Source organism: Bradyrhizobium sp. B039 (genome assembly GCF_038965675.1).
In the GTDB taxonomy this organism is placed as follows: domain Bacteria; phylum Pseudomonadota; class Alphaproteobacteria; order Rhizobiales; family Xanthobacteraceae; genus Bradyrhizobium; species Bradyrhizobium diazoefficiens.
In genome coordinates this window covers 500,778-519,394 of the sequence record NZ_CP152416.1, presented here as the reverse complement: position 1 = coordinate 519,394, position 18,617 = coordinate 500,778, and the positions used below count along the sequence as shown (strand labels likewise).

The 18,617-nt window shown below is 65.7% G+C and carries 17 protein-coding genes; 5 read left to right on the top strand and 12 right to left on the bottom strand.

Annotated features, from left to right (window positions below):
- Nucleotides 1-49: 49 nt before the first annotated feature.
- Entirely contained in the window at nucleotides 50-937 is an 888-nt protein-coding gene (locus tag AAFG50_RS02310; protein ID WP_028175241.1) for a branched-chain amino acid aminotransferase, read from the bottom strand.
- Nucleotides 938-1,109: 172 nt separating this feature from the next.
- Here AAFG50_RS02310 and AAFG50_RS02305 point away from each other — a divergent pair, with 172 nt between their 5' ends.
- Nucleotides 1,110-2,045, top strand: coding sequence for an alpha/beta hydrolase (locus AAFG50_RS02305; protein ID WP_028175242.1), 936 nt, complete (start codon nucleotides 1,110-1,112; stop codon nucleotides 2,043-2,045).
- Nucleotides 2,046-2,054: 9 nt separating this feature from the next.
- On the opposite strand, the gene AAFG50_RS02300 is transcribed toward AAFG50_RS02305, so the two are convergent.
- The 5 genes from AAFG50_RS02300 to AAFG50_RS02280 all read right to left on the bottom strand — a co-directional run bounded on the left by AAFG50_RS02300 (nucleotide 2,055) and on the right by AAFG50_RS02280 (nucleotide 5,740).
- On the bottom strand, nucleotides 2,055-2,303 hold the full coding sequence (locus tag AAFG50_RS02300) for a hypothetical protein (RefSeq protein ID WP_011083063.1): 249 nt from the start codon (nucleotides 2,301-2,303) through the stop codon (nucleotides 2,055-2,057).
- Nucleotides 2,304-2,840: 537 nt separating this feature from the next.
- Complete coding sequence (locus AAFG50_RS02295) at nucleotides 2,841-3,401, bottom strand: carboxymuconolactone decarboxylase family protein (RefSeq protein WP_028175243.1); 561 nt, start codon at nucleotides 3,399-3,401, stop codon at nucleotides 2,841-2,843.
- A gap of 109 nt (nucleotides 3,402-3,510) precedes the next feature.
- Nucleotides 3,511-4,098: a peroxidase-related enzyme gene (locus AAFG50_RS02290; protein ID WP_028175244.1), complete on the bottom strand. Its 588-nt coding sequence runs from the start codon at nucleotides 4,096-4,098 to the stop codon at nucleotides 3,511-3,513.
- Nucleotides 4,095-4,586, bottom strand: coding sequence for a hypothetical protein (locus AAFG50_RS02285; protein WP_028175245.1), 492 nt, complete (start codon nucleotides 4,584-4,586; stop codon nucleotides 4,095-4,097). The genes AAFG50_RS02290 and AAFG50_RS02285 overlap by 4 nt, the downstream gene beginning before the upstream one ends.
- On the bottom strand, nucleotides 4,583-5,740 hold the full coding sequence (locus tag AAFG50_RS02280) for a PLP-dependent cysteine synthase family protein (protein ID WP_039186708.1): 1,158 nt from the start codon (nucleotides 5,738-5,740) through the stop codon (nucleotides 4,583-4,585). Before AAFG50_RS02280 ends, AAFG50_RS02285 begins: the two co-directional genes overlap by 4 nt.
- Before the next feature lie 86 nt (nucleotides 5,741-5,826).
- On the opposite strand from AAFG50_RS02280, the gene AAFG50_RS02275 reads away from it, so the two are divergent.
- From AAFG50_RS02275 to AAFG50_RS02265, 3 genes are read left to right on the top strand one after another with little or no spacing between them, the layout of a single operon-like run.
- On the top strand, nucleotides 5,827-6,807 hold the full coding sequence (locus tag AAFG50_RS02275) for a LysR family transcriptional regulator (protein ID WP_028175247.1): 981 nt from the start codon (nucleotides 5,827-5,829) through the stop codon (nucleotides 6,805-6,807).
- Nucleotides 6,804-8,264, top strand: a complete 1,461-nt coding sequence (locus AAFG50_RS02270; RefSeq protein WP_028175248.1) for an NAD(P)/FAD-dependent oxidoreductase — start codon at nucleotides 6,804-6,806, stop codon at nucleotides 8,262-8,264. Before AAFG50_RS02275 ends, AAFG50_RS02270 begins: the two co-directional genes overlap by 4 nt.
- 25 nt (nucleotides 8,265-8,289) lie before the next feature.
- The gene (locus AAFG50_RS02265; RefSeq protein ID WP_028175249.1) at nucleotides 8,290-9,594 is read left to right on the top strand and encodes a citrate-proton symporter; all 1,305 of its coding nucleotides are present in this window, start codon (nucleotides 8,290-8,292) and stop codon (nucleotides 9,592-9,594) included.
- 6 nt (nucleotides 9,595-9,600) lie between these two features.
- Here AAFG50_RS02265 and AAFG50_RS02260 read toward each other — a convergent pair whose 3' ends face one another.
- Nucleotides 9,601-10,065, bottom strand: coding sequence for an Lrp/AsnC family transcriptional regulator (locus AAFG50_RS02260; RefSeq protein ID WP_028175250.1), 465 nt, complete (start codon nucleotides 10,063-10,065; stop codon nucleotides 9,601-9,603).
- A 163-nt stretch (nucleotides 10,066-10,228) separates the two neighbouring features.
- On the opposite strand from AAFG50_RS02260, the gene AAFG50_RS02255 reads away from it, so the two are divergent.
- On the top strand, nucleotides 10,229-11,242 hold the full coding sequence (locus AAFG50_RS02255; RefSeq protein WP_011083073.1) for a 1-aminocyclopropane-1-carboxylate deaminase: 1,014 nt from the start codon (nucleotides 10,229-10,231) through the stop codon (nucleotides 11,240-11,242).
- A gap of 203 nt (nucleotides 11,243-11,445) precedes the next feature.
- Here AAFG50_RS02255 and recQ read toward each other — a convergent pair whose 3' ends face one another.
- The 5 genes from recQ to AAFG50_RS02230 form a co-directional block, all read right to left on the bottom strand.
- The gene (recQ, locus tag AAFG50_RS02250) at nucleotides 11,446-13,311 is read right to left on the bottom strand and encodes a DNA helicase RecQ (protein ID WP_028175251.1); all 1,866 of its coding nucleotides are present in this window, start codon (nucleotides 13,309-13,311) and stop codon (nucleotides 11,446-11,448) included.
- 235 nt (nucleotides 13,312-13,546) lie between these two features.
- The gene (locus AAFG50_RS02245; RefSeq protein WP_028175252.1) at nucleotides 13,547-14,290 is read right to left on the bottom strand and encodes a polysaccharide deacetylase family protein; all 744 of its coding nucleotides are present in this window, start codon (nucleotides 14,288-14,290) and stop codon (nucleotides 13,547-13,549) included.
- A 100-nt stretch (nucleotides 14,291-14,390) separates the two neighbouring features.
- Nucleotides 14,391-15,392: a homoserine O-succinyltransferase gene (locus AAFG50_RS02240; RefSeq protein WP_028175253.1), complete on the bottom strand. Its 1,002-nt coding sequence runs from the start codon at nucleotides 15,390-15,392 to the stop codon at nucleotides 14,391-14,393.
- A 12-nt stretch (nucleotides 15,393-15,404) separates the two neighbouring features.
- Nucleotides 15,405-16,706 carry an O-acetylhomoserine aminocarboxypropyltransferase/cysteine synthase family protein gene (locus tag AAFG50_RS02235; protein ID WP_011083077.1) on the bottom strand — a complete coding sequence of 434 codons (1,302 nt, stop codon included), beginning with the start codon at nucleotides 16,704-16,706 and terminating at the stop codon, nucleotides 15,405-15,407.
- 326 nt (nucleotides 16,707-17,032) lie between these two features.
- Nucleotides 17,033-18,607, bottom strand: a complete 1,575-nt coding sequence (locus AAFG50_RS02230; RefSeq protein WP_028175254.1) for an amidase family protein — start codon at nucleotides 18,605-18,607, stop codon at nucleotides 17,033-17,035.
- Nucleotides 18,608-18,617: the final 10 nt, after the last annotated feature.

Here is an 18,617-nt window from a genome sequence, read left to right as displayed (position 1 = left end):
CCACACCCTCGGTGTCGTCCTGGCGAAAGCCAGGACGACGTCAGGAAGCCTACGCCGCCAGCTTCACCGCATGCGCAAAGTCCCAATAGAGCTTGCGCGCTTTGGAGTAGAGCGGGCCCGGCGTCAGCTCGCGCTCGTCGATGCGAATCACGGGCGCGACCTTGGCGAAATTGCCGGTTGAAAAAATCTCGTCGGCGGCGAGGAAGTCGGCATAGCGCAACGTCTTCTCGACCACGGTGACGCCGTCGGCGCGAAGCAGGCCGATGACGCGCTGGCGCGTGATGCCGTTGAGGAAGGTGCCGTTCGGCACCGGCGTGAACACCACGCCGTCCCTGGCCATGAACACGTTGGAATTGCCGAACTCGGCGACATTGCCGAGCATGTCGAGCATCAGCGCGTTCTGGAAGCCGCGGGAGGCGGCCTCCGACAGCGCGCGCGAATTGTTGGGATAGAGGCAGGCCGCCTTGGCCTCGACCGGCGCGCATTCGGCCGTCGGCCTGCGGAACGGCGACAGCGTGATGGCGTTGCCTACAGGTTTGGGCATCGGCGCCTCGTAGATGCACAGGCACCAGTTGGTGGTCTCGGGGTCGAACAGCACGCCGCCGCCCGACCCGTTCTCCGCCCAGTACATCGGACGGATATAAAGCTCGGCATTCGCCGCAAAGCGCGCGATGCCTTCGTTTGCGAGCGTGAGCCAGGTGCCGGCATCGACCACCGGCTTCAGGCCAAAATTGATCGCGGATTGATTGGCACGGGCGATGTGACGGTCGAGATCAGGTGCGACGCCCTCGAACGCGCGCGCGCCGTCGAACACGACCGAGCCGAGCCAGGCCGCATGCGTGCGCGGGCCCATGATCGGCACATTGCCGTCGTGCCATTTGCCCTCGAAGAAGGTCCAACTCGGCGAATATTCGATGGCTTTCTTGACCTCGGCCATGGCCGGCCTCCCCTTGGCGTGATGCCGCAATATGGCACGACTATTGGGGGCAATTTCTAAATGATTCCCTGCGGGGAATGCCCCCTCCCCCGGAGGGGGCCCTGGACGGGGAGGGCAAGCATCGCGGTGGGGAGCAAACCGGATATAATGCCAGCCACATACGGAGTCCTCCATGCCGCTCGATCCGCTCGCAAAGCGTTTGTTGACCATGATGGCTGCGGCCGGGCCGCAGGTGCGAAACCGGCCGAGCGTCGAGGCGCGGCGGCAGTCGCTGGCGAAACTGATGCAGTTCGCGCGCACTGACGCGCCTGACGTGACCGTCTCCGACGGCACGCTGCCCGGCCCCGGCGGAGGGCTTCCCTATCGGCTGTATTCGCCCGCAACCGCCGCTGAGCGCGCGCCGGGCTTCGTGTTCTTTCATGGCGGCGGGCTCGTCGCCGGCAGCGTCGCCACGCACGACCGCATCGCGGCGGCACTTGCGCATGCCACCGGCTGCCGCCTGGTCTCGGTCGATTACCGCCTCGCGCCGGAGCACAAATTTCCCGCCGCGGTGGAGGATGCGATCGCCGCCACCGAATGGGTCGCGCGCGAAGCGTCGTCCCTCGGCATCGACGCCGGACGCCTCGTGGTTGGCGGCGATTCCGCCGGCGCGACGCTCGCCGCGATCGTGTGCCAGGAAGCGCTGCAGAACGCCGGCCTCTCCATCGTCGCGCAATGCCTGATCTGCCCGGTGCTTGATTTCGAGGAGACCTCGCCTTCGCGCGAGGCGTTCGCCGAGGGCCACCTGATCGATCGCATCACGATCGAAGCCGATCTCGCCGATTATCTGCCCGGCGACATCGATGCCGCCGATCCCCGCATCTCACCCCTGCGCGCCACACGCCTTGCGGGCCTGCCGACCGCGATCATCCATACCGCCGAGTTCGACCCGATGCGCGACGAAGGCAATGCCTATGCGCGCAAGCTTCTCGCCGCCGGCGTCACCGTCGAGCACGTCTGCCATGACGGCATGGTCCACAATTTCCACGCCATGGGCGCGATCCTGCCGCAGGCGCAGCTCGTGCTGTCGCAGATCGGCGAACAGGTGCGGCGGGCGGTCGAGAAGTAAAAGCGCGAATCACACGCGCGCGTCCAGCACGGCCCTGGCTGCCGCAACATATTCGGGCCAATGCGCATCCGCATAGCGTTCGGCCTGCCGCGTGCAGGTGACATCGGGGGCATGCGCGGCCGCGATCGTGCGCGCGAAGCGCTCTTCGGCGACCGTCACGTCGCCAGGTTCGGCCGGCGGAACGGCGGCGGCCACGGCGGTCGGGGCGACAGCGAGGCCTGCCAGACCAGTGAGCAGGATGCGGCGTGACGTGTTCATGACTGTCGTCCCTCCATTGTCCGGCCTGCACTCTGGCCGGCGAGTATGTCAACGCGATCACCGCAGGGTACCCGCGCACATCCGCGCAGTCCATCGCTTGCGGACAGCGCTTGACCACAGGTGTGATCACGTTCCATCTAACAACAGTTCCGTCATCAAGTCGCCACGCGTCGGATCGTCACGTGCCCCGTCACAGCCCATCGCGAAGCCGACCGTGCCGAACATCTATCTCGACCTGCGCACGACTTGCGCGACGATTCCCGCGGGCACGCTCGGGCTCGGCTTCGGCAACACCTCCCTGTCGGCCGCGTTCGAAGCCCTGGGGTACGACAGGGCGCGACGCTGCCGAGCGGACTGCCTGCTGCGAAAAACGACAACCGCCTGTTCGGCATCACCGCGCAGATCGCATGGATGCCGAAACCGTCCTACCAGCTGACGCTGCGGACGCCGCTCTACACCGTGCGCAATTAGAGCATGATCCGGAAAAGTGTGCAGCGGTTTTCCGAAAAGATCATGCTCGAACAGAACAAGGCGCTTCTACTCCGGCACCGGCACGTCGAAGGTGTTGAGCGTGACCGAGACCATGCAATAGACGCCGACGAGATAGGACAGCTCGGCCGCGCCATGCTCGCCGAACTCCTTGACCGCGGCGCGCCAGGTCAGTTCCGGCAGCACGCCGCCGCTCACCAGCGCCGATGCGACGTCGTAGGCGACCGCCTCCTGCTTGGTCAGATCCACCGGCCGTTGCCCGGCCACGATGGTCGCGAGCTTCTCGTCGGAGAGGCCGCGCTGCTCGGCCACCAGCACATGAGCATAGAGCTCGTAGCCGGAGCGGAAATGCGAGCCGGTAACGAGGATCGCGACCTCGCGCACCGAGGCCGGCAGCAGCGGGTTCGACGCGATCGCCTTGACCAGCTCCCACACCGGCTTGCCGAAGCGCGGCTCGCGGACCCAGGGATTCCAGGGTCCGAGCAGCGCGCCATCGTCGCGCATGTTCACAAAGCCCTTGAAGTGGTCCTTGATGCCGGCCCGCATGTCGTCATAGAGCGGCTTCTGTTCGTCGGTCAGATCTTTCGGATCGAGAATGGGAAGGCGCACGGCAGGATCTCCTCGTTGAGAAGCGGAGACCGTCGCCCGCATGTGCGCGCATCGCAAGTGAAGTTGCCGTGACGATCGTGCAATTTTGCAAATAACAGGGAGACGCCGGTTACGGCGCCTCGGGGCACGCCAGCGGCTCGCCCAGCGTATGCATCAGCCGGTTGGCCCAGCCGAAGATCGCGGCCGACAGTACCAGGTCGAGCTGCTCGAGCTCGCTCAGCCCGGCCTCGCCGAGTGCACGCGCGTCATCTGCAGTAGCTTCGATCGGCGTCGTCGAGAGCTTTGTAGCGAAATTGAACAGTGCCTGCTGGCGCGCCTCCAGCGTGGCATCGCGCTCGTCGGCAAAGATTTCCTCGACGACGTCGTTGCGCCCGGAGTAGCTGATGAAGCGTGAGGCGTGCACGGCGGCGCAATAGATGCAGCGGTTGACGACCGAGGCACTCAGCGCGCCGAGCTCACGCTCGGCCGGGGACAAGCCGTCCTTGCCGTACATGATGAGGTTGAACAGCGGCGAGCGCACCGCGAGCGATTCCGGGTCATGCGCCAGCGTCAGCACGTAAGGCGAGACGCCCTTGTTGGAGGGCGTGACCTTCATCGCCGCGAGCTGCTCTGACGTCGCCGAGGCGAGCTTGACAGGCGTGACATAGGGCGACCAGGTCGGGATCGTCGCGGTGAATTTGTGGACGACCTCGCTCATCGGGCTTCGACCTCTTTCAGGAGCCTGAGGCCGGCCAGGACCCGCAGCTGGTAGTTCACGAAGGCGGCAAGCTCGGACAGCCGCACGATATCGGCCTCGCTGACGCCGGCCGTCTTCAGCGCCGCAATGTCCTGTCGCGTCGCCTCGCGCGGCGACAGCGTCAGCAGGTCGGCATGGCGGGCCATGGCGTCGTGCAGGGAATCGCCACACAGGCCGCCGGGCCGTGCCAGAGCGGCCAGGTCGAGATCGCTCGCATGCGCCAGATAGGAGTCGTAATGCGCGGTCAGCGCCTCGTCGCCGACGTGCCGGCACATCCGCGCCGCGAGCGCCGCCCGCAAGCCGTGGCTCAGGCCGCCGGGCTCGCGCGGCAGCAGCACCGCGTCATGGGCGGCTTCGCTGAGGTGCAAAATCTCGGCGCGGGCGTTCAGAGCCTGGCCGAGCCGTGACGCCGCGCGCACGCCGGCAATGGTTTCGATCAGCGTGGTCAAGCAACACTCCGCGGGCTCTGTGGATTGACAACATCCTCGACGGCGAGCGCCAGCGGCTGCGCCGTATCCAGGAACGACGACAGGGCAGTCTCGAACGGCGCTGGATCGAGGCCGCGTGCTTTCAGCCATGCGGGGTCATAGTAGGTCTGCCGATAGCGTTCTCCGGAATCGCAGATCAGCGTGACCAGCGATCCGGCTTGGCCGGCGCTACGCATCTCCGAGGCAATGCGGCACAGCGCCAGGAAGTTGGTGCCGGTGGAACCGCCGACGGATCGGCGCAGCCGGCGCGACAGTACATTCATCGCCGCAATCGTTGCGACGTCCGGGATTTTCATCATGCGGTCGACAACGCCAGGCACGAAGGACGGTTCGCAGCGCGGCCGGCCGACGCCCTCGATCAGCGAGGGCCGTTCGCAAACGTGGGAGCGGTCCTGCGTGCGGAAGCAATCGAAGAAGGCGGAATGCTCGACATCGGCGACGCACAGCCGCGTCGGATATTGGCGGTAGCGCAAGTAGCGTCCGATGGTGGCCGAGGTGCCGCCGGTGCCGGCGCCCATCACGATCCAGTCCGGCAGCGGGCGCGGTTCGCCCTGCAATTGCGTGAAGATCGATTCGGCGATGTTGTTGTTGCCGCGCCAGTCGGTGGCGCGCTCGGCGAAGGTGAACTGGTCCATGTAGTGGCCGTTCAGGCGGGTGGCGAGCGCGGCGGCCTCGGCATACAGCGCGCGGCCGTCGTCGATCAGATGGCAATTGCCGCCATAATGCTCGATCGCAGCGATCTTCTCCGCCGACGTCGTGCGCGGCATCACGGCGTAGAAGGGCACGCCGATCATCTGCGCGAAATAGGCTTCCGACACCGCGGTCGATCCCGACGAGGCCTCGACCACGGGCGTGCCTTCGCGGATGTGGCCATTGCAGAGCGCGTAGAGGAACAGCGAGCGCGCCAGCCGATGCTTCAGGCTGCCGGTCGGGTGCGTGGACTCGTCCTTCAGATAGATATCGATGCCTGATAGCGCCGGCACGATCAGCCGGATCAGATGCGTGTCGGCCGTGCGGCATTGGTCGGCCTCGATCGCAGCTACAGCCTCGTCGACCCAGCCGCGCCGGTAGACCGGCCCGGCCGGATTGTGGTGGCGAAAGGGGGTTGGCTCCATCGGCATAACCTCATGCTCTCATAATACCTCTTGCACATCAAGAAATATTGTTCATTCTATATTCACATAATGCGGGCGACATGGCGATGAACCAGGACGTTATCGATATCCGCCTTCTCGAGGCCTTCGCCGCCGTGATGTCGGCCGGCAGCATCACCGGCGCGGCGCGGCTGCTCGGCCGATCGCAGCCGGTCGTGACGCGTCAGATCCAGGATCTCGAAGCTGACGTCGGCTATCTCCTGTTCACCCGGAACGGCCCGCGCATCAGCCCGACGCCAAAGGGCGTGCTGTTTCATGCCGAGGTCGAGCGGCTGCTGATGGGCTTGAAGCACATCCGCCAGCGCGCCAACGCGATCGGTGCGGGGGCGCTTCCCGTGCTCAGCCTGGCGGCAATCCCGGCGCTGGCGGCCGGCTTCGTCCCTGCCGCGCTCGCAGCGCTCGAACGCGAGTTGCTGCCAAGTCAGGTCCACGTGCAGGCGCTCTCGGCCGAGAACGTCGTGCAATCGGTGCTGTCGCAGTCGGTCGATTTCGGCCTTGCGAGCCTGCCGATCCAGCATCCCGGGCTCGACATGCAGTGGGTCTGCGAGGTGCCGTGCGTCGCGTGCCTCGCGATGGATCATCCGCTGGCAAAGAAGAAGGTCATTCGCCTGAGGGATCTCGCCGGCGTCCGGCTGCTGACGATGGCCAACCCCTACCGGCTTCGCCGCCGCGTGGAGGAGGCGCTGGAGCGTGAGGGTGTCGTGCCCGCTGAGGTCATCGACACCAACGCTTCGCTGACGGCGATCGCCATGGCCAAGCAGTCGCTCGGCATCGCCGTGGTCGAGCCGGTGCTGACCTCCAGCCTGCCGGTGGAGGGCGTCGTCACCCGGCCCCTGGACGTGTCCATTCCCTTCCTGTTCGCCGCGATTGCGCCGACCGGGCGCGAGCTGACACCGACGGTTGCCGCGCTCAACGACGCACTGCGCGCCGCGGTCGCGCTGATGCCCGGCGCAAAACTGCATAGCGGCGCCGCCGCGCTGGCCGAGGCCGGCGACGAAACCAGTGAATTCGAGAAAGCTCCCTCATGACGACGATGACACCTGACGCGGCGGGCCTCGCGGCGCTTGAAGCGCGCCTGAAGCAGGATCTGGCCTGGCTCGAACTGCCGGCCAAATCGTGGGTGCCGCGCCGCGTCGTCGATGGCGAGAGCGTCGTCGACGTCGTCATCGTCGGCGCCGGCATGGCCGGCCTCGTCGCCTCCGCCATGCTCAGGCGTCTCGGCGTCGACAACCAGCTCGTGCTCGACCGTGCCCGCGCCGGCGAGGAAGGCCCCTGGGTCACGTTCGCCCGGATGCGGACGCTACGCTCGCCCAAGGAATTGACCGGACCTGCGATGGGCATGCCGGCGCTGACCTTCCGCGCCTTCTACGAGGCGCAATACGGCAGGCAGGCGTGGCAGGCGCTCGACCGCGCGCCGCGCACGATGTGGATGGATTACCTGATCTGGTACCGCAAGGTGCTGGACCTGCCGGTCCGCAACGGGGTTTCGGTCGAGCGAATCCACGCGCGCACCGATGAATTGTTCGCGCTCGACATCAGCGAGGGCGGCACGTCGCGACAGATTCTCGCGCGCCATGTCGTGCTGGCGACGGGGCGCGACGGCCTCGGCGGTGCTTACGTGCCGTCGCTCTGCGACGGCATCGACCGACGTTTCTGGGCGCATTCGTCCGCCCCTATCGACTTCGAGAGACTTCGCGGCAGGCGTGTTGCCGTCGTCGGCGCGGGCGCATCCGCCATGGACAACGCAGCGATGGCGCTGGAGGCGGGCGCAGCGCGGCTCGACCTCTTTATTCGGCGCGCGGACATCCCGCGCGTCAACAAGTTCACCGGCATCGGCAGCCAGGGCGTCGTCCACGGCTTTGCCGGCCTGTCGGATGACTGGAAATGGCGTTTCCTCGATCACACGCTGAAGGCGCAGACGCCGCCGCCGCGTCAAAGCGTACTGCGGGTCTCCGCCTATCCGCAGGCGCATTTCCATCTCGCAAGCCCGATCGATGATCTCGCCGTCGCGGGAGACCATCTCACGGTAACGACGCCGAAGGGCCGCTACGCGACCGATTTCATCATCTTCGGCACGGGCTTCAAGGTCGACCTCGCGTTGCGCGACGAGCTCGCCGAGTTCGCGCCGCATATCCGGTTCTGGTGCGACCGCTTCCCGGCACCTGACGGCATGGACAATGCCGAGCTGGAGAACTCGCCAGACCTCGGCGACAGCTTCCAGTTCCTGGAGAAAGAGCCCGGCGCCTGCCCCATGTTGGCGCGGCTGCATTGCTTCAACTATCCGGCGACGCTGAGCCACGGAAAGCTCTCCGGCGATATCCCCGCGATCAGCGAAGGCGCCGACCGGCTCGCGCGCGGCATCGTCCGTCGCCTGTTCGTCGAGGATCGCGAGATTCATTTCGCCAACCTCAAGGCCTTCGCCACGCCGGAACTCGCCGGCGACGAATGGCAGGATGCCGACGTCACCCATCAACCCGCCGAATAGGCGCAACCGGACAGGCAAGCGAGAGATGCGGACGAACAGGAAAGCCATCGCAGCCGCGATCGCCGGCAATGCCCTGGAGTGGTACGACTTCACGGTGTTCGCCCTGATGACACCGGTCATCAAGAACCTGTTCTTCCCGGTCGACCCGAAAATTCCGGGCAGTGAGATCAACGCACTGCTGCTGACCACCGCGCTGTTCGGCACCGGCTTCTTCATGCGGCCGATCGGCGGCCTCGTGCTCGGCTATTTCGGCGATCGCAAGGGGCGGAAGGCGGCGATGACGCTCGGCATGGGCATCATGGCTGTGTCGGTCGCGCTGTTGGCGTTGACGCCGACCTACGCCACGGCCGGCATCGCGGCGCCGCTGATTGTGTTGCTGGCGCGGCTGCTGCAGGGCTTTTCGGTCGGCGGCGAGTTCGGCACCTCGACCGCCTATCTGATCGAAGCGGCGCCTCCCGGCCGCACCGGCTTCTATGGCTCGTGGCAGATCGCCGGCCAGCTCATGGCCAACGTGCTCGGCGCAGTGCTGGGTGCCGCCCTGACGCTGGCGTTCACGCAGGAGCAGCTTGCCGCCGGCGCCTGGCGCATTCCCTTCTTCGTCGGCCTCGTGATCGTTCCGATCCTGCTCTATATGCGCGCCAGCGTCATCGAGCCCGAAGCTTCCCGGCGCAGCATGGCGACGCTGCACAAGGACAATTTCATCGCCGCGCTGAAGAATCCCGGCCGCAATTTCCTGATCGGCATGGGCATGGTGGTGGCGAGCGCCGTGTCGTTCTACGTCACCTTCGGCTACACCGTGACCTACGCCAAGGAGGTGCTGAAGCTGCCGCTGATGCAGAGCTTCCTGGTGCAGATGATCGCGGCAATCGTGATGGTGATCGTCGTGCCGATCGCGGGCGCTGTCTCCGACCGCTATCCGCGCAGGCCGCTGTTGCTGGTCTCGCTGATCGGCTATTTCGTCTCGCTCTACCCGCTCTATGCCTGGGTGATCTCCGAGCCGTCGATCGCAAGGCTCCTGGTCGCCCAAATCGTCATCGGCTTCTTCAGCGCCTTCTTCCTCGGCGTCTACTGCACCACGCTGGTCGAGCTGTTCCCGATCCGCGTCCGCTCAACCGCGCTTGCGATCGTCAACAATGTCGCGGTGCTGGTGTTCGGCGGCTTTGCCCAGTTCTTCGTAACCTGGCTGATCGCGCTCACCGGCTCCCCGCTGGCGCCGATCTTCTATGTCATGATCGGCGTCGGCCTCGGGCTGATCGCGGTGATCGCGATGCGGCCGGAGGACGCCGAGCGGGAGCAGGTCCCGGACGGCGTCGTCGAACAGGCATCGTGAAGCCGCTCAAAACTCCAGCGGCGCGTTGTCGACGACCTCTTTCATCACGAAGAAGGTGCGGGTCTGGCGCACCCCCGGCAGCGCGATGAGCTGCTCGCCATGGATGCGGTTGAAATCCTCCATGTCGCCGACGCGGATCTTGAGGAAATAGTCGAAGTCGCCGGCGACGAGGTGGCAATCGAGCACGAATTTCAGTTTTGCGATCGCCTGCTCGAAGATGGCAAAGCTTTCCGGCGTCGAGCGGTCCAGCACGACGCCGACCATGACCAGCGTCCCCTTCGCCACCTTCTTCGGCGCGATCATGGCGCGGACGGCAGCGATGAAGCCGTCCTCGAACAGGCGCTGGGTGCGGCGATGGCAGGTGGCGGGGCTGATCGCAACGGTTTCGGCCAGCTCGGCATTGCTGAGCCGGCCGTTATTTTGAAGCAATCTCAATATCTTAAGGTCGGTTCGATCGAGCCGAGGCGGCATGGAAGAAGCTTCCGATGCTGGATGATTTTCTGAAAGAAATATTAGTCAAAATGCCAATCTTCGCAAGATATCATGCAATATCGGTGCAGCATTCGAGAGCACATTCCTTACCACATATGCTAGTCGCTGCGGCCAGCTCAACACCAATCGAGATGACCTGACCATGCTGGAAAAATTCGCGCGCTATCCGCTGACCTTCGGCCCGACGCCCATCGAGAAGCTGGAGCGGCTGTCGAAACATCTCGGCGGCAATGTCGAGATCTATGCCAAGCGCGAGGACTGCAATTCCGGCCTCGCCTATGGCGGCAACAAGCTGCGCAAGCTCGAATACATCATCCCGGACGCGATCGCCTCGAACGCCGACACGCTGGTCTCGATCGGCGGCGTGCAGTCCAACCACACCCGCATGATCGCCGCCGTCGCCGCCAAGATCGGCATGAAGTGCCGCCTGGTGCAGGAAGCCTGGGTGCCGCACGAGGACGCCGTCTATGACCGCGTCGGCAACATCATGCTCTCGCGCATCATGGGCGCCGACGTGCGCCTGGTCGACGACGGCTTCGACATCGGCATCCGCAAGAGCTGGGAGCAGGCGATCGAGGAAGTGAAGGCCGCGGGCGGCAAGCCTTACGCGATTCCCGCCGGCGCCTCCGTGCACAAATATGGCGGGCTCGGCTATGTCGGCTTCGCCGAGGAAGTGCGTAAGCAGGAAGCCGAGCTCGGCTTCAAGTTCGACTACATCGTGGTCTGCACCGTCACCGGCTCGACCCATGCCGGCATGCTGGTCGGCTTCGCCGCCGACGGCCGCGCGCGAAAGGTGATCGGCATCGACGGGTCGTTCACCCCGGCGCAGACCAAGGCGCAGGTGCTCTCGATCGCCCAGAACACGGCCAAGCTCGTCGAGCTCGGCAAGGACATCGTCGCAGACGACGTCGTGCTGATCGAGGACTACGCCTATCCCGCCTATGGCGTGCCGTCGGAAGAGACCAAGGAGGCGATCCGCCTCACCGCGCGTCTCGAAGCCATGATCACCGACCCCGTCTACGAGGGCAAGTCGATGCAGGGCCTGATCGACCTCACGCAGAAAGGCTATTTCGAGAAGGGCGCGAAGGTCCTCTACGCGCATCTCGGCGGTGCCCCGGCGCTCAACGGCTACGGCTACGCGTTCCGGAACGGCTAGTGCGTCGGTGCCGTAAGACGGCGCGCGCCTCCTCACTGGTCTCGTCCTGGCGAAAGCCAGGACCCATTACCCCGACTGCTAATTGTTGAAACACACTGAGGCTGTCGGCGTGCCGTTTCCCACGGCCTGTGGTTATGGATCCCGGATCTGCGCGCGCTTTGGGCGCGCTTGTCCGGGATGACGGTGGAGATATTAGCTCACCCCTACCGCGTCCGCACGATCTGCAGCAGCTCGTCGCCATAATGCTCGAGCTTCTTGTCGCCGATGCCGGGCACGTTGCGGAGCTCGTCCAGCGTGGTCGGCCAGGCCCGCACGATGCCGTCAATGGTGGCGTCGTGCAGCACGACATAGGCCGGCACGCCACGTTCGCGCGCGACATCCGAGCGCCAGGACCGCAGCCGGGCACGCAATTCAGGATCGACATCGCCTTGCGGGGCGCTGGCCGCAGGCGCGAGATCGCCGCGGCGGGATTTCGCGCGGCTGGAACGGACGCGGGTGCCGGGCGCCTCCTCGCGCAGCCATACCTCGGTCTCGCCGCGTAGCACGCCGCGCGCGGCCTCCGTCAGCTTCAGTGCGCCATAAGCTTCGCTGTCGCTCTGCAAATGGCCCATCGCCACGAGCTGCCGCAGCACCGTGCGCCACTGCTTTTCGTTGAGCTCGCGCCCGATGCCGAATACCGACAGCTTGTCGTGGCCGAACTGCGTGACCTTCTCGGTCAGGCGACCGATCAGCACGTCGATCAGGTGCATCGCGCCGAAACGCTGGCCGGTACGATAGACGCAGGACAAGAGTTTTTGCGCCAGCACCTTGCCGTCGCGCATCTTCGGCGGCGTCAGGCAGTTGTCGCAATTGCCGCAGGTTTCGCCGTGCACGATCTCGCCGAAATAGGCTAGCAGCCGCCTGCGCCGGCACTGCGCGGTCTCGGCGAGCCCGACCAGCGCGTCGAGCTTGCCGATCGACACGCGCTTGAAATCGTCGGAACCGCTGGACTCGTCGATCATGCGGCGTTGCTGCACGATGTCGGAGAGGCCGTAGGCCATCCATGCCGCGGACGGCTTGCCATCGCGGCCGGCGCGCCCCGTCTCCTGGTAATAGGCCTCGATGCTCTTGGGCAGATCGAGATGCGCCACGAAGCGCACGTCGGGCTTGTCGATGCCCATGCCGAAGGCGATGGTCGCCACGATGACGATGCCGTCCTCGTTGAGGAAGCGGTCCTGGTTGCGCGAGCGCACGCTGCTGTCGAGCCCGGCGTGATAGGGCAGCGCGGCGATGCCGGCGTCATCGAGCGCGGCGGCGACCTCCTCGACCCGGTTGCGCGACAGGCAGTAGACCACGCCGGCGTCACCCGCATGGCGCTCCCGGATGAACTCCTTGAGCTGCGACACCGCATTGCGCTTGTCGACGATCTCGTAACGGATATTGGGGCGGTCGAAGCTCGAGACGAATTGCGGACTGCCCCCAAGCTTGAGCCGTTCGACGATCTCCTTCCGCGTCAGCTCATCGGCGGTCGCGGTCAGTGCGATGCGCGGCACCTCGGGAAAGCGCTCGGCGATGATGGAGAGGCCGACATATTCGGGGCGGAAGTCGTGGCCCCATTGCGAGACGCAGTGCGCCTCGTCGATCGCGAACAGCGCCACCTTGGCCTGCGCCAGCATCGACAGGCAGCGCGGCGTCACCAGTCGTTCCGGCGCGACATAGAGCAGGTCGAGATCGCCCGCGATCAGGCGCCGCTCGATGTCGGAAGCCTCCTGCGGCGTCAGCGACGAGTTCAGCGCGGCGGCGTTGACCCCGGCCTCGAGCAGGCCGGCAACCTGGTCGCGCATCAGCGCAATCAAGGGCGAGACCACGATGCCGCAGCCTTCGCGCAGCAACGACGGCAACTGGTAGCACAGCGACTTGCCGCCGCCGGTCGGCATCAACACGAGGCAATTGCCGCCATCGGTGACATGCCGGATGATCTCGCCCTGCGCGCCGCGGAACCCCGGCAGGCCGAACACCGAATGCAGCACCGACAGCGCGTCGCGGCCGTTGGCCGGCGCGGGCAGCGGAGCAGTGGAAGGGACGTTCATGGGTGTGTCGGAGGCCGTGGGATTCGTCCCAAGGCCAGTCGCATGGCTGCGCGGGCGTGGCAAGACGATTTGACGCTTGCGCCGCTGCTTCTTCTCCCTCTCCCCGTTCTTACGGGGAGAGAGTTGGGGTGAGGGGCCTCTTTCCACGGATGAGACTGTTGCGGGACCTGTACCCCCTCACCCGGATCGCAAGAGCGATCCGACCTCTCCCCGCAAGCGGGGCGAGGTAAGAGAGCTACGCCCCGATTCGTCGCAGCGCCTCCGCGACGGTTACGATCGGCATGTCGCGCTTGCCGGCCGCCTCCAGCGCATGGCGCATCAGGTGCGGCGTGCAGCCATAGGGGCTCGGCGCGTTCACGACGTCATGGCCGTAGAAGATGAGCCATCCGCCGCTTGCGACCGCCTCGTCGAAATAGCGATCGACGCCCGCCCTATCGATCTCGCAATCGACCAACGGCGAGGCGCGCAGGAACTGGAGGTCGATGACATCGCGATTGACGCCGGGCAGAATGCCGCGCGCCGAGCGGAAGGTTCTCGCGAGCTGCGGCTTGCGCCAGACCGAGGCGAGGCCGTACGGATAGGCGAAATTCTCCAGCGCGATCGAGGAATCGATGCCGCGGAGATGGCTGCGGTTTCGTTCGATCTCGCGGGTCATGGCGGCCTCGCCGAGATTGACCGCGCTCTCGTGCGAAAAGGTGTGGCAGGCGATCTCGTGGCCGGCATGGTGAAGCCGCACGATCGCGTCGTTCGACAGCCCATGCCAGTGATCCGACGGCCGGCCAATCAGGCTGCCGGCGATGTAGTAGGTGCCGCGGCCACCATGCGCTTCGAGAAGCGAAGCACCCTCGCCGGCGGCACTATCGGGGGCATCGTCGAAGGTGAAGCTCACCATCGGCGCGTGCGCGGGCAGCCGGTGCGGCGCGGCACGGAAATGCCGGGCCAGCCGATTGCTCACGCGTCCCTGGAGTGCCGACCACACGACCGCATTTCCTGTTTGCCCCGCCCCCTTCAGTGAAGCATTCGTACGCTGCCGGAAGCAAGCTTCACACTTCGTTAGTCCTAACGTGAAGCGTCCTGACCTAGCGCGCCAGGACCGACGCATCGGCGTCCGCGCCGAGATACTGCAGCCAGTTACGGAATAGCGCCGCCGCCGCGCTGCCGGCGGCGATATCGGCGCGCAAATTCAGCGCGGGAAGCTCGTTGCTGAGCGCTGGATGGCGCTGGTGCCTCGCCTGCTTCTCGAAGCGCACAAGCTTCTCTTCCGTCGCTGAGTCAAAATAGCTCACCGGCAGGTGCGGATAATTGTCACGCTCGCGCACGAGGTAGCGGCCGACGTCGCGCAGATATTCGCGCTGGAGCGACAATGCGTCATATTCGGGGTGGCCCTGGAAGAACACGAAGCGGCTGGCATATTGGCGGACGAAGACGTCGACACCAGCCAGTGCCGAGCGGGTCAAGACCTGATAACCGGCCTGCTCGAGATCACTCTCGACGATCTCGTTCAGGCGCGAATGCGAAACCTTGAGCGGCGCAGGCAGGGCATGCGTCAGCGGATCACCCGTAACGGCCTCGCAGTCGAAGATGCCGTGACACTTGGCCGGTAGCCGTCGCCGCGCGATGCCGTCGAGGTGCAGCACCGCGGCGTGCGCGGCGAGGCATGACCAGATCGTCGAGCGCGTGTTGGTCCTCGCCCAGTCGACCAGATCGGTGAGGTCGCGCCAGTACGGCTCCTGGTCGAGCTCGGGCGCGACCGGCTCGGCGCCGGTCACGATCAGCCCGTCGAATCGCTGACGCTTGAGATCCGCGAGATCGGAATATTCGCTCTCGACGTGCCATTTCGCTTCGGGCGAGCGCTTGACCGAGGGCAGCGAGAAGCAGTGGAAGCGGATGCGGCGCGGGCCGGCGGCGGCCTGGAGCAGCTTCATGAACTGCCGCTCAGTCGCCTTCAGCGCCGGATCAGGCATGTTGTTGATCAGCCCGATGGTGAGCTCGGCGCCGGCATGATCGCGCGCCAGATCGCCCTCGGCCGGCACCAGCGCCGGGCTCGACATACCGTGATCCCTGTCGATCAGGATCGTCATCGGGGCCGTCGCCTACTCCGCGGCCTGGAGGCGCGACGACGGACAGGCTTTTTCCAACGCCTGGTCGATGTCCTCGATGATATCGGCAGCATGCTCGATGCCGATGGACAGGCGGATCGTCTCCGGCAGAACGCCGGCGAGGCGCTGCTGCTCTGCCGACATCTGCCGGTGCGTGGTCGATGCCGGATGGCAGGCCAGCGACTTCGCGTCGCCGATATTGACAAGGCGCGTGATCAGCTTCAGCGCATCGTAGAAGGTCTTGCCGGCTTCCATGCCGCCCTTGATGCCGAAGGTGAACAGCGAGGAGGCATTGCCGTCGAGATATTTCTGGACCAGCGGATAGTAGGGGCTGTCCGGGAAACCCGTGTAGTTGACCCAGGCGACGCGCGGGTCAGTGCGCAGGAATTCGGCGACCTTGCGCGCGTTCTCGACGTGGCGCTCCATGCGCAGCGCCACGGTCTCGATGCCCTGGAGCAGCAGGAAGGCGTTGAACGGCGAGAGCACCGAACCCATGGTGCGCTGATAGACGCTGCGCGCGCGCTCGATATAGGCGGTCTTGCCGAAGCGCTCGGCATAGACGAGGCCGTGATAGGACGCGTCCGGCTTGTTGTAGGCGGGGAAGCGGTCGGCGTATTTCGCCCACGGAAAATTTCCGGAATCGACGATGGCGCCGCCGAGCGTGGTGCCGTGGCCACCCAGGAACTTGGTCAACGAATGCACGGCGATGTCGGCGCCGTAGTCGAACGGCTTGAGCAGGATCGGGGTTGCGACCGTGTTGTCGACGATCAGCGGCACGCCATGGGCATGCGCGATCTTCGCCAATGCCTCGATGTCGCAGACATTGCCGGCAGGATTGCCGATGGTCTCGGCGAACACCGCACGGGTGTTCTCGTCGATCAGCTTCTCGATCGCATCCGGCTTGTCGCTCTCGGCGAAGCGGCCCGTGATGCCCTGGCGCGGCAGAATGTGCGAGAGCAGCGTGTGCGTGGTGCCGTAGAGCTGCGGCACGGACACGATGTTGCCGCCGTGATCGGCGACGTTGACGAAGGCGAAATGCAGCGCCGCCTGGCCGGTCGCGACCGCAAGCGCGCCGACGCCGCCTTCGAGCTGGCTGATACGCTTCTCCAGCACCGCGCTGGTCGGATTGGCGATGCGGCTGTAACGGAAACCCTCGGCCTCGAGATTGAAGAGCGCCGCGCCGTGATCGGCGCTGTCGAAGGCGTAGGCCGCGGTCTGGTAGATCGGCACGGCAACCGCATGCGTGGTGGCTTCGGGCTCATAGCCGGCGTGAATAGCGATCGTCTCGTTGCGCATCGTGCCACCTCCGCGTGGAGCGGGCCGCACTTATTGGCCTGTATGAGGCACGTGCGTTGTCCGCCGTCCTCGTGTTAGAGGCGGGTGGTAAAGCGAGCAATAATTCGCCTAGAGATCGAGGAAGTAACCCTAACGGTTATTGGTGAATTGGCTAAAATTCGAATCAAATTGGATTAACGAATTCGTACGCCTAGGCGCGACTCGCTTCCCATCGCGGATGCAAAGCATCGGCGTTCTCAAGGGACGGCGGCCGAAGGCCGCCAGTGCCACCCTCTCCCACAGGGAGCGAGGGCGGCACTGTCAACGCGGCGGCAACTCGCGAGCGCTCAGTCCATCGTCTCCCATAGGCGATGGGCGAGCACGCCGGCACGCTTCTCGATCGCCGCCGCGGCATCGAGCGCGAGATCCTCGCGGTAGCGCCCGGTGATGAGCTGCACGCCGATCGGCTTGCCCTCGTGCAAGGCCACCGGCACCACCGCGCCGGGCAGGCCCAGCACGTTGATCGCGGAGATGAAGCGTATCCCGCCCCAGAACACCTCCTGCACGCGCTCGGCGCTGATGGTGTCGTCGCGCGGGCCCGGCGTCGGACTGACCGTGGTCGGCGCCAGCACGACCGGGTAGTCCTCGAAGAACAGCTGCCAGGCGCGGATGTGGCCGTTGCGCGCGGCCGTCGCCTGCATCCAGGCCTTGAGATCGAGCACATTGGCCTTGGCCTTCATGCCGTTCCACGCATTGTGGAAATCCTCGGACGTGACCTTCAGCATCGCGGCCTCCTGCATCACCATCGTCTCGTTGGTGATGATGTCGCACCAGGTCTGCCAGACGCCGTTGATGTCGGGCACCTCGACCTCGCTGACGCGATAGCCGGAACGCTCGAGGTGATCGGCGGCCCGGCGCAGCGCCGCGGCGACCGCCGGATCGACGTCCATGTCGTCGGGGATCTTCGCCAGCGCGACCTTGATCGGTCCCTTCGGCTTCGGCCCCACAAGCGGCGCCGGCACCCACCAGGGATCGCGCGGATCGCGCTGGCTCATCACCTCCAGCGCAAGGCGAACGTCGGCGACGTGGCGGGCGAGCGGCCCCTGCGCCGACATCAGATGCGCCAGCATCGGCCGCTCGGCCGTTGCGCTTCCGTTGAAGGCGGGGATGCGGCCCTGCGTCGGCTTGATGGTGGCAACGCCGTTGCAATGTGCCGGCCAGCGCAGCGAGCCGCCGATGTCGTTGCCATGGGCGATCGTGCCGATACCGGCGGCAACCGCCGACCCCGCGCCACCCGAGGAGCCGCCGCAGGTGATATCAGGGTCCCAGGGGTTCAGCGTCAGCCCATGCAGGGGATTGTCGGTGAAGCCGCGGAAGGAGAATTCCGGCGTGTTGGTGAGACCGATGACGATCGCGCCGGCCTTCTTCAGGTTACGGACAACAGGCGCATCCGACGGCGCGATGTAATCCTTGTTGGCGGGCACGCCGTTGAAGTTCGGCCGGCCTTCGTAATCGACGTTTTCCTTGATGGTGATGGGCACGCCGTGCAGGAGGCCGAGCTCGCCGCCCTTGGCGCGCTGCTTGTCGGCCGCATGCGCAGCCTTCAGCGCTTCCTTGCTGAGATCGACAACGACCGCATTCAGCCTGGGATTGACCGCGCGCATCCGATCCAGATGCGCCTCGACGGTCTCGACAGCGGAGATTGCGCCGCTGCGGATCGCGGCCGCGGTATCGACCGCAGACCATTGCCAGACCGGTCCCCTGGGACGGCGCGCCGTGGCCGATTTGCGCGGGGCGGCCTTCTTGACTGATTTCTTCGCAGCTTTCGCGACGGCACCCTTGCGGGCGGTGGCTTTCTTGCTCGAGGTCTTCGTTACTTTCCTTGAAACACTTTTCTTCTTGCTCGCCGTCTTCTTCGCCACGCCGCATCTC

What these genes read in the sequence shown, in the direction of transcription:
- AAFG50_RS02310 (WP_028175241.1), bottom strand. Translation starts at nt 937, where the DNA reads ATGGCCGAGGTCAAGAAAGCCATCGAATATTCGCCGAGTTGGACCTTC.
- AAFG50_RS02305 (WP_028175242.1), top strand. Translation starts at nt 1,110, where the DNA reads ATGCCGCTCGATCCGCTCGCAAAGCGTTTGTTGACCATGATGGCTGCG.
- AAFG50_RS02300 (WP_011083063.1), bottom strand. Translation starts at nt 2,303, where the DNA reads ATGAACACGTCACGCCGCATCCTGCTCACTGGTCTGGCAGGCCTCGCT.
- AAFG50_RS02290 (WP_028175244.1), bottom strand. Translation starts at nt 4,098, where the DNA reads ATGAGCGAGGTCGTCCACAAATTCACCGCGACGATCCCGACCTGGTCG.
- AAFG50_RS02280 (WP_039186708.1), bottom strand. Translation starts at nt 5,740, where the DNA reads ATGGAGCCAACCCCCTTTCGCCACCACAATCCGGCCGGGCCGGTCTAC.
- AAFG50_RS02275 (WP_028175247.1), top strand. Translation starts at nt 5,827, where the DNA reads ATGAACCAGGACGTTATCGATATCCGCCTTCTCGAGGCCTTCGCCGCC.
- AAFG50_RS02270 (WP_028175248.1), top strand. Translation starts at nt 6,804, where the DNA reads ATGACGACGATGACACCTGACGCGGCGGGCCTCGCGGCGCTTGAAGCG.
- AAFG50_RS02265 (WP_028175249.1), top strand. Translation starts at nt 8,290, where the DNA reads ATGCGGACGAACAGGAAAGCCATCGCAGCCGCGATCGCCGGCAATGCC.
- AAFG50_RS02260 (WP_028175250.1), bottom strand. Translation starts at nt 10,065, where the DNA reads ATGCCGCCTCGGCTCGATCGAACCGACCTTAAGATATTGAGATTGCTT.
- AAFG50_RS02255 (WP_011083073.1), top strand. Translation starts at nt 10,229, where the DNA reads ATGCTGGAAAAATTCGCGCGCTATCCGCTGACCTTCGGCCCGACGCCC.
- recQ (WP_028175251.1), bottom strand. Translation starts at nt 13,311, where the DNA reads ATGAACGTCCCTTCCACTGCTCCGCTGCCCGCGCCGGCCAACGGCCGC.
- AAFG50_RS02240 (WP_028175253.1), bottom strand. Translation starts at nt 15,392, where the DNA reads ATGACGATCCTGATCGACAGGGATCACGGTATGTCGAGCCCGGCGCTG.
- AAFG50_RS02235 (WP_011083077.1), bottom strand. Translation starts at nt 16,706, where the DNA reads ATGCGCAACGAGACGATCGCTATTCACGCCGGCTATGAGCCCGAAGCC.